The 1,602-nt window shown below is 34.0% G+C and carries 1 protein-coding gene; it reads left to right on the top strand.

Annotation, left to right across the window (positions count from 1 at the left end; all coding sequences use genetic code 11):
• The first annotated feature begins 32 nt into the window (after window positions 1-32).
• A complete protein-coding gene (locus tag LOK41_RS28065) occupies window positions 33-1,493 on the top strand; it encodes an IS1182 family transposase (RefSeq protein WP_241819363.1) in 1,461 nt (486 codons plus the stop codon).
• The last annotated feature ends 109 nt before the right edge of the window (window positions 1,494-1,602 follow it).

Below are 1,602 nucleotides of genomic sequence, written 5' to 3'. Positions count from 1 at the left end.
AATAGTCATATTAATTTTAGGTGGTGTCTCGGATGATTTCTAACCAACAATCTCTTAACCTCAGTCCATTTATGGCGATTTACGATATCGTTGTACCAAAGGATAATATGCTTCGTCAATTTAATGAACTGGTAGACTTTTCTTTTGTTTTAGAAGAACTACAAGATAAATATTGTTTCGATAACGGTCGCAATGCAGTGCCGCCTGTTCGTATGTTTAAATATTTATTATTAAAATCTATTTTTGACTTATCAGATGTAGATGTTGTAGAACGCTCAAAATACGATATGTCCTTTAAATATTTCTTAGATATGGCACCAGAAGATATGGTGATTGATCCTAGTTCATTAACGAAGTTCCGCAAACTTCGTCTAAAAGATGTAGGATTACTTGACATGCTCATTCAAAAAACAGTGGAAATTGCACTCGAAAAAGACTTGATTAAAAATAAATCTATTATTGTTGATGCCACGCATACAAAAGCACGCTTTAATCAAAAATCGCCGAAAGAATTTTTAATGGAGAAATCAAAATTACTTCGCAAAGCTGTTTATCAAATTGATGAAGGAATGAAAGAGAAATTCCCACCAAAAACAATGACAAATGAATTAGGTGACGAACTTGAATATTGCCAAAAAGTGATTGAAACGGTAGAAAAAGAGGAAATCATTCGTGAATATCCAAATGTGAAAGAAAAACTTAATTATTTAAAAGAAATCGTAGAAAATCACCAAGAACACCTTCAATTTTCGCAAGATCCTGATGCACGAATTGGACATAAAACAGCGGACTCTTCTTTCTTTGGTTATAAAACACATATTGCGATGAATGAAGAACGTATCATTACAGCTGCGGTGATTACAACGGGTGAAAAAAGCGATGGAAAATACCTTCAAACATTGATTGAAAAAAGTCGTGAAACAGGGATGGAAATTGATACAGTTATTGGAGATACTGCTTATTCGGAGAAAAATAATATTCAATATGCCAACCAAAATCAATTACAATTAGTATCGAAATTAAACCCAATCGTGACACAAGGACCGCGTAAAAAAGAAGATGAATTTGAGTTTAATAAAGATGCGGGTATGTATGTCTGTAAAGCTGGGCATATGGCTATTCGTAGAGCACGTACGGGTAAAAAAGGAACAAACAATAGTCAAAGTCATACCTATTATTTTGATATTGAAAAATGTAAGGTATGTCGATTCAAAAGTGGTTGTTACAAAGAAGGCGCTAAAAGTAAAACGTATTCTGTGACAATTAAATCCACTGAACATAAGAAACAACAAGCATTTCAAGAAAGTGCATATTTTAAAGAAAAGGGGAAAGAGCGTTATAAAATTGAGGCGAAAAATAGTGAACTTAAGCATAGACACGGGTATGATGTGGCATCTTCCTCGGGTCTGATTGGTATGCAAATGCAAGGTGCAATGGCTATATTCGCTGTCAATTTAAAACGAATCCTAACCTTGATGAAGGAAACAAAGTAAAAAAGAATAAAGAGAAAGGCGACTTTTCATTCAAAATGGAATGAAAAGTCGCCTTTCTTGTTTTACATCCGGTTTGTAAACCGAAAAACGTAAGTTTTTCAGTGGCCTC

The organism is Bacillus sp. TL12, from assembly GCF_022625245.1.
Classification (GTDB): Bacteria; Bacillota; Bacilli; order Bacillales; family Bacillaceae_G; genus Bacillus_A.
The sequence above is the reverse complement of the archived record's forward strand: the minus strand, read 5'-3'. Positions and strand labels throughout refer to the sequence as shown.